Genomic DNA, 7904 nt, shown 5'->3' on the forward strand with positions numbered 1-7904 from the left:
CCGCCCCCGGGGGGGGGGGCGCGGCCGCGCCGGCCCGCGGCGCGTGGTGTCGCGGCCGCGCCCCCCCGGCCGCCCCGCCCCCACCCCACGAATGCGTCTGGCTCAGGTCCCGAGAAGACGGCGCTCCGAGCCGGTTCCCCCATCTCCGACTCACCCCCGACCCACCCCCCACCGGAGACGACATGCCCCTCTACACCTGCACCACCGCGCAAGGCACGCTGACCACGGAGACCAAGGCCGCGCTGGCCACGGAGATCACCCGGATCCACGCGGCGATCAACCATGTGCCGCCGGCCTACGTCAACATCGTGTTCCCGGAGCTTCCGCGGGAGAACGTGTTCGTCGGCGGGACCCCTGCGACGCCACTCCTGCTCAATGGCTGGGCGCGACGCGGCCACCCGCAGGAGAGCACCAGCCGGCTCGCCCTGGAACTCGCGGCCGCCGTCGCACGGATAGCCCGGGTGGATCCGGAGTCCGTGCTGGTGGTCATCCAGGACAGCCCCGCCCGCTCGGCCGTGGAGGGTGGCCGTCTGCTCCCTGAGCCTGGCCGCGAGTCCGAGTGGACAGCGGCGCACGACCAGCAGTGACGGAGAGGGGAGATCCGCGGCCCGCTCGCATTCAAGCTGCCGATCGCCCTTCTCACCGCTCCCGAGCTGCCACTCGGCGGGGACGGGGAGGCCCGGCGAGAGCCGTGCGGCCGGTGATCGCGGTGAGAGCGGGATGAGGGCCCGGCACCAGGCGAATCTCCGATCGGTAGTACAGGTCCCGGCCACGGCGATGGCGGGCGCGAGAGACGGAAAGGGCGCCATGAAGGCGGAGACAGCACAGCGGACCGCTGAGAAGCAGGGCCCGCAGGCAGGGGGCGGCGAGGTCGGGTCCGCGGCAAAGCCGTCCGCGGCACGGCAGGCCGTGGCGAAACCGGCCACCACGGCCGGCGGTGCCATACGCGGGTCGAGCCGGTGAGGGCCCGTAACGGGGAACAGGGCATGTCGTCGGCGAGAGTCCTCGCCGAGACACTGTGGTTCCCGGTCACACTGTTCCTGGGTTTCCTGTTCTGCTTCGCCCCCGCCCTGCACGCCCCTCAACCGCACCATGCCGACGTGGTGGTCGCCGGCCACGCACCGGAGGCGAAGGTCGAGGCCGCGCTGCACCGTCGTTTCCCTGGAGCGTTCGACGTCACCTCCGTGACGGACGACCGGACCGCCCGCCAGGCGGTGCTGGACCGAAGTGCCGTGGCGGGATACGTCGCCGGCGGTCGTCCGGTGCTCTACGTGGCCAAGGCCAACGGGATGTCCCTCCTCCAGGCGCTGAGCAAGGACTTCGCAGGGCTCACCGCCGCGAAGAGCAGGCCACTCACCGTGAAGGACGTGGCGCCCACCGCCGCCAGGGACCTGACGGGAACCACCCTGGTCTACTTCGGCACCGCCTGGAACATCCCCGGCTACCTGCTCGCCACGACCCTGCTGCGTGCGGTGACCTTCAACCGCCGCAGGAAGCTGCTGACGATCTTCGGTGTCGCCACTGTCTTCGCCGTGGTCGGTGACCTCGTGGGCGTCGACCTCGGCTACCTGCCGAACGATCCGGCTGCCCTCGGGACGGCGTTCCTCCTCACCACGGCGGTGGCCACGTTCTGCACCGGCATGGCACCGTTCACGAAGCAGTTCTTCCCCGGGGTGGGGATGGGTCTGTTCATCGTGCTGAGCACCCCCACCAGCGGGGTGGCCCCGGTGCCGATGCTGCCGGCGTTCTTCCAGCACGTGCATGCCGTGATGCCGCTCGGCAACGCGGTGGACGCGCTCAGAGGAGTCCTGTACTTCCACGGCGCAGGGGTGCTCAAGCCCGTCCTGGTCCTGTGCGCCTGGATCGCCGCCGGTGTCGGGCTCATGGGCTTCGACGCCTGGCGCCACCGCGGCACGGCCGCCCGGCACAGCGGCAGGGGCCGACGGGACAAGGACGCGGAGCCGCCGGTGGACGACCCGTCTGTGGAGACCTTGATCCCCACGGCGATGCCGGCCCACCACCACTTCGGCGAGCCGCTACCGACGCTGATGGGTACCGTCGGCGACAGCGCGCGGCAACCGCTCCCGCACGCGGCGGTGACCGTCATGGACGGCAGAGGCCGGCAGTTGGTGCGCACCGCGACGAACGACCAGGGCACGTATGCCGTGGCAGGGCTGCCCGAGGGCCACCTCACCATCGTGGCCTCGTCCCACAGCAGAGAGCCACAGGTCCAACGGCGGCTGCTGGAACCGGGTTCCGTCCTCCGCGCCGACTTCACCCTGGGCGACCGTACTACTGGGCGCTCCACGCCGGTGACGCGTTCTACCGCCATGCTCGTCAACGCCCACGACCCGAGCCTTCTCGGCGACCTGGGAACCCGTCGTCCACGGCTACCGCCTGCTCATCGCAGGACACGGTGATTCCGGTACGGGGCAATGCGATAGGAAGTGGCTGTCGTTGGACGAGAGGACGAGAAGACGTGGACGTGTACGAGGCCGTGAACAGCCGCCGGGCCGTGCGGGCGTTCAGCTCTGAGCCGGTACCCAAAGAGGTACTCGAACGGGTTCTGACCACGGCGACCCGGGCTCCGTCGAGCGGGAACCTGCAGCCGTGGCACGTATACGTCGTGACCGGCGCCCCGTTGGCCGAACTGAAGAGACGTACGACGTCCAGGGCGCTGGCGGGAGACGCCGGGGACGAGCGCGAGTACCCGATGTACCCGGCCGAACTGGTCTCGCCGTATCTGGACCGTTTCTCCGCCGCGGCCGCCCAGCGGTACGAGGCACTGGGAATCGAGCGCGGCGACCCCGGCAGGCCCATGAAGATCGCCGCCCTGAACTCGGAGGCGTTCGGAGCTCCGGTCGTCCTGTTCTGCTACCTCGACCGGACGATGGGGCCCGGCCAGTGGGGGGACGCGGGGATGTACCTGCAGACGGTCATGCTCCTGCTGAGGGCGGAAGGGCTGCACAGCTGCCCTCAGGTGATGTGGACGATGTATCGCAGGACCGTCGCCCAGGCAGTCGGGGCCGATGACGGACTCGTACTGTTCTGCGGTGTCTCGGTGGGCTTCGAGGAGGAAGGCGCACCACAACTGCGCACCGGGCGGGCGGACATGACAGAAACAGTGAACTTCATCGGAGCGTGACCACGCGACGATCAAGAGGACCTCCAGCAGGCCCGGTCGTCGCAAGTCAGGGGCGGTTTCCCGCTTTCTGATCAGTTCCTGGACAGCTCACGTCGCCGTCGGTTCTGATCCACCCGTACCGGCTCCCCCCGCCCCTCCCACGGCCTGGCCAGGCCCAGCAGTGCCAGCGTTGCCGCCGTCAGTGAGGTCAGCATGATGAGGGCCATCGGTCGGGAACTGTCCTCCCCGAAGATCCCCACCAGCGGTGCGGCCAGGGCGCCGAAGAGGAACTGGAGGCCGCCGAGGAGTGCGGATGCGGCACCAGGTGCCGTACGGCCGACCGCCTGGCCGATGCTCATGCCGCTCGGGAAGACCAGGCCGATGCCGCCCGCGGTCACGAAGAGGGTGATCCAGGTGCCCGCGAGGGTCTCGCCCGCGGTCACCAGGAGCAGGACCTGGGCGAGTGCGCCCAGCAGGGCGATGCCGACGCCCGCCGAAAGCATGGTGTTCAGGCGTATGCCACGCCCGGCCAGGCGCGCGAAGACCGCCCCGCCGGCCAGCATGGCGACAGCGTTGGTGGCGAAGATGAGGGAGTACGTCGTCGAGGAGACCCCGTGCAGGTTCTCGAAGACGAAGCTTGAGCCGCTGATATAGGCGAACAACGCTGCCGAGACGAGGGCGACGACCAGGACGTAGCCCATGAACGTCCGGCCGGCGAGCAACGCGCCCATGGCCCGGAAGGTGCCGGCGAGTCCGCCGTTGTAGCGCCGTTCGGGCGGCAGCGACTCGGGCAGCGCCCGCACCACGGCGAGCAGGAGCAGCACCCCGAGCACGGCCAGCACGGCGAAGACGGTCCGCCAGGTGGAGACGGCCAGGACGGCCCCGCCGAGTACCGGCGCGGCGACCGGTGCCACGCCGATCACCTGCGACAACACCGCGAAGTAGCGCGGCAGTTCGGGTCCGTGGAAGCGGTCGGTGAGGACGGCCCTGGCCAGCACCATGCCCGCCGCACCGGCCACGCCCTGCAGAAAACGGGCGCCGGTCAGGAGGGCGATGTTCGGGGCGACGGCACAGGCGACGGAGAACAGGACGAACCCGGCCGTCCCGGCCGTCAGCAGCCGGCGCCGGCCGAGCCCGTCACTGAGCGGGCCGATGACCAACTGGCCGACGACGAGTCCGGCGAGGAACGCCGTCATCGTGAGCTGCACGGCAGAGCTGCTCGCTCCGAGCGCCTCCCCCAGCGCGGGAAAGCCGGGGACGTACATGTCGGTCGCGAGCGGGGCGACGGCGGTCAGCGCGCCCAGTACGGCGATCAGGGCGGTGGTCGTACGACCCGAAGGCGCAGGTCCGGTGGTGTCGGTGACGGCGTCGGAGCCGTTGCGCGAGGATGACGGAGCTATCATGGAAAAAAGGTAACCGATAGTTCACCAGCTAACAAATATCCAGAGTGAGAAGACGAGCCGCATGCCCGATCCCACCTCCCCCTCGACCGCTCCCTCGCCCAACCCTTCCGCCGCCGACGTCGGTGCCCAGTGGTCCGCCCACAACCCCGACCTGGACACCTCCCCCATGGAGCTGGTCGGCCTGCTCAAACACGCCGGCGGGGTGCTCAACCGCGCCGTGGAACCCCTCTACGCGGGCGCCGCCCTCACCGCGCCCGAGGTCGACATGCTGATCCCCCTCCGGCACGCGACCGCGCCGTTCATCGCCCGCAGCCTGGCCGAGCGGCTGGGGCTGTCCCGGGCGGGCGTCAGCAAGACCCTCGGCAAACTGGAGAAGCGCGGCTTCATCGCCCGCACCCCCAATCCCGCCGACCGGCGTGCCGCTCTGGTCACCATCACCGAGGCCGGCGCCGAGGCCGTCGACGACCTCTTTCCCCGACAACTCGCCATCGAGACAGGCCTGTTGGCAGGCCTGGGTGAGGACCGCGAACAGGTGATCAAGGCGCTGCACCGGCTGGTGGAGGCCATGGAGTCGCATGTCCGGCACCTTTGATCCCCAGCTGGCGCGACGGATGTTCCAACCTCCATCGCCGCCGTGAGCGCCAAGTTCAATGGTCATTTAATTTCGAGAGCCATCGAAATATGTGCCCAGCGCCCACCTCAGGCCGCGCTCGCCCCGTCCTCCGCGGCAGCGGCGGCCAGCACGGCCGTCAGCAGGCCGGGAAAGCGCCGCTCCATCTCGTCGGCGCGGAGCGTGTTCATCTTGGCCGTCCCGACGTAGTACTGCCGGATCACGCCGGCCTCCCGCAGCACGTTGAAGTGGTGGGTCAGCGTCGAGAGCGACACCGGCGCCTCGAACGTCCCGCAGCTCAGGTCCTCGCCGGCGCGGGCGAGCTGCGCCACCACCAGGCGCCGTACCGGATCCACCAGCGCCTCCAGCACCTGCTGGAGCGAGACGTCCGACAGCTCGGGGTGCTCCACTGTGCGTGCGGCGGTACGGGGGCGGGCCACGGTGGCTCCTCGGGGTGGCTTCGGGACGGTCACGTCATAGTACGACCGTCATCGAAACCACCGGCGGGCCCGAGATCATTCCTCAGAGCCCTGTGACACCGGCCCGTCGGCCTTCAGGAGCCGGAATTCCGCCAGGTCGAAGCGGTGCCCGTTGACCTGGAGCTGCACCGCGTGGGCGCCCGGATAGTAGACGCGCGTGGTGATGGGGCGGAACGAGTGGCTTCGCGTCACGTCAGCCGACTCCCCGGGGGCCAGTTCGCGCTTGGCGAGCTTGAACACCTTCGGCGCCGGCTTCCCGTTCGCCTTCAGGTGGTGGACGACATAGTCGACGGCGAGGGACACCGGCTTGCCCGAGACGTTGGTGATGCGCGCGGTGAAGACGAGGTTTCCGCCCATGGGGACATCGGTCTCGTCCAGCAGCGGACCCACCACCTTCAGGTCCTCGCCGCCGCCGTGGAACCCGACCAGCTCCAGGGCGGCCGGCTCGCCCTTCTTGACGAGGGTGCGCATCGCGTGCCGGACCAGGGCGGAGGTGGTGGGCTCCGGCTTCCGCAGCCAGCGGGCGGCGGCCTCGACGGCCAGTCCGGCGTCGAGTCGGGAGATGTCGTTGAGGTGGTTCGCCACCGAACGGCGCACGTCCTGCGAGGCGTCGGCGTACAGCCTGTCCAGCAGGGGCACCGTGACTCCGGGGTCGCGGTTGAGAGCGGGCACCTGCCGGGCCCAGGGGAGTTTGGGGCGGCTGCCCTCGCTCGCCAGCCGGCGCACCGCCGGGTCCGGGGAGTCGGTCCACGTCAGGGCCGTGGCGAGAGTACGGTCCAGGTCCGCGTTGAGGAAGGTGCGGAGCGCGAACTCGCTGGTCAGGCGGGGCGTGAGCCGCGCCAGCAGGTCCAGGCCGTCGTCGAAGTGGCGGCCGGTGCCGGAGGTGGTGGCCGCGGCGGCGACGGCTTCGGAGACCGGCCAGATCATCCAGCCCGTCAGATCGGCCCGGGTGAGGGTCCGTCGTACCGCCCGGGCCAGCTCCTCGTAGTCACGCCCGCAGTCGGCCAGGAGCGCGTCGCCCACTGTCCGGGCCCGCTCACTGAGGCCGAGCGTGCCGAGCAGCGCCGGGCTGTCCGCGACGGCTTGCCAGCGTGACGTACCGGGGGCGGCCTCCTGGAGGATGACGGCCAGACGACGGATGCTGTCGGGACTGATCAGCTCGTCCGCGGTGGGCATGCTTCCTCCAAAAGGCGCTTTGCTGGTACAGAAGCGAGTTACTTCTAATTTAGCAGTAAGCGGGGAGGGCGTGACGCCGAGCCGGATCGGGCCGGCGGACCGCGAGTGTCCGCTGTCGGCCACGGTGCAGCACGTCGACGGAGAGGGCCGAACCGGTCCCGGTCGACGCGCGCACCGGCAGGGGCCTCGACGACAGCGAGGCGTATGTGTTCACCGCGGGTACGGCCGCCGGCGGGGCGATGCGGGAGCGCCGTGCGGAACTGGACCGGCGGCGCGGCGCGCGCGGCGACGGCCGCCGAGCGGATACGGCCTGACCGCGCGGCCGGAGCCGTCCGGAACCGTGCAACTCCGTTGCCCCGGCCCCTGACGGTCGTTAGGGTCGGCCGGGTGACTGCCGGGTCGGCCATGGGCCATGCACGAGTGAGGTTCCCGGCCTCGGCGTGAGCCCGAGGCGGGCCAGGGGCCCGCCCGTTTTCTCCGCGTCTTCGCTACCGGCGCCCGTACGCCCGTGTGCGGCGCCCAGCCCGAGCAGATCCCAAGACCGGAGACTTCCTTGACCTTTGAGCAGCAGCGCCCGCATGACCAGACGCACCCTCACGCATCCGAGCCGTCGGCGGGCGCCGTCCAGCTGAACCACACCGCCGTCTACGCCACCGACCGCCGCCGGTCCGCCGAGTTCCTCGCCACCGTCCTGGGCCTGCGGGTCGGCGCCCCGCTGGGGCCGTTCCTGCCCGTCGACCTCGGCAACGGCGTGACGCTCGACTACTACGAGAAGCGGGACGAGCCGATCCAGTCCCAGCACTACGCCTTCCTCGTGCCCGAGGAGCGGTTCGACGGCATGATCGCCCGGCTGGAGGCGGACGGCGTCACCTACTACGCCGACCCCCACCACACCCGACCCGGGGGCATAAACGGCCTGTTCGGCGGCCGGGGCGCCTACTTCGAGGACCCGGACGGCCACAACATGGAGATCATGACCCGGCCGTACGTCCGCCCCTAGCAGACCTGTGCGGGGTGTCCGTGCCGTCGTACATCTCCTACAAAGGCACCACACACCCGGAACGCGACACCGGGGGCGCCCGCGACCGTGTTATAACAGGAGCCCCCCAGAG

General features: G+C 70.5%; 8 protein-coding genes. 5 read left to right on the forward strand and 3 right to left on the reverse strand.

Annotation, left to right across the window (positions count from 1 at the left end; translation table 11 throughout):
- Nucleotides 1-182 precede the first annotated feature (182 nt).
- The 3 genes from ACWGJB_RS29085 (at nt 183) to ACWGJB_RS29095 (ending at nt 3145) form a co-directional block, all read left to right on the forward strand.
- On the forward strand, nt 183-587 hold the full coding sequence (locus ACWGJB_RS29085) for a tautomerase family protein (RefSeq protein ID WP_453383023.1): 405 nt from the start codon (nt 183-185) through the stop codon (nt 585-587).
- A gap of 399 nt (nt 588-986) precedes the next feature.
- The gene (locus tag ACWGJB_RS29090; protein WP_453383024.1) at nt 987-2420 is read left to right on the forward strand and encodes a carboxypeptidase regulatory-like domain-containing protein; all 1434 of its coding nucleotides are present in this window, start codon (nt 987-989) and stop codon (nt 2418-2420) included.
- 59 nt (nt 2421-2479) lie between these two features.
- Complete coding sequence (locus ACWGJB_RS29095) at nt 2480-3145, forward strand: nitroreductase (RefSeq protein ID WP_453383025.1); 666 nt, start codon at nt 2480-2482, stop codon at nt 3143-3145.
- A gap of 71 nt (nt 3146-3216) precedes the next feature.
- Here the strand turns inward: ACWGJB_RS29095 and ACWGJB_RS29100 are convergent, their stop codons facing one another.
- A complete protein-coding gene (locus ACWGJB_RS29100) occupies nt 3217-4527 on the reverse strand; it encodes a multidrug effflux MFS transporter (protein ID WP_453383026.1) in 1311 nt (436 codons plus the stop codon).
- A gap of 61 nt (nt 4528-4588) precedes the next feature.
- On the opposite strand from ACWGJB_RS29100, the gene ACWGJB_RS29105 reads away from it, so the two are divergent.
- Complete coding sequence (locus tag ACWGJB_RS29105) at nt 4589-5119, forward strand: MarR family winged helix-turn-helix transcriptional regulator (RefSeq protein ID WP_453383027.1); 531 nt, start codon at nt 4589-4591, stop codon at nt 5117-5119.
- A 107-nt stretch (nt 5120-5226) separates the two neighbouring features.
- Here ACWGJB_RS29105 and ACWGJB_RS29110 read toward each other — a convergent pair whose 3' ends face one another.
- Both ACWGJB_RS29110 and ACWGJB_RS29115 read right to left on the reverse strand, forming a co-directional pair.
- A complete protein-coding gene (locus ACWGJB_RS29110) occupies nt 5227-5577 on the reverse strand; it encodes an ArsR/SmtB family transcription factor (protein WP_453383028.1) in 351 nt (116 codons plus the stop codon).
- Between the two features lie 75 nt (nt 5578-5652).
- The gene (locus ACWGJB_RS29115; protein WP_453383029.1) at nt 5653-6792 is read right to left on the reverse strand and encodes a DNA alkylation repair protein; all 1140 of its coding nucleotides are present in this window, start codon (nt 6790-6792) and stop codon (nt 5653-5655) included.
- A gap of 553 nt (nt 6793-7345) precedes the next feature.
- Here ACWGJB_RS29115 and ACWGJB_RS29120 point away from each other — a divergent pair.
- Nucleotides 7346-7792 carry a VOC family protein gene (locus tag ACWGJB_RS29120; protein ID WP_453383030.1) on the forward strand — a complete coding sequence of 149 codons (447 nt, stop codon included), beginning with the start codon at nt 7346-7348 and terminating at the stop codon, nt 7790-7792.
- Nucleotides 7793-7904: the final 112 nt, after the last annotated feature.

The sequence above is a fragment of the Streptomyces sp. NPDC054813 genome (assembly GCF_053611365.1).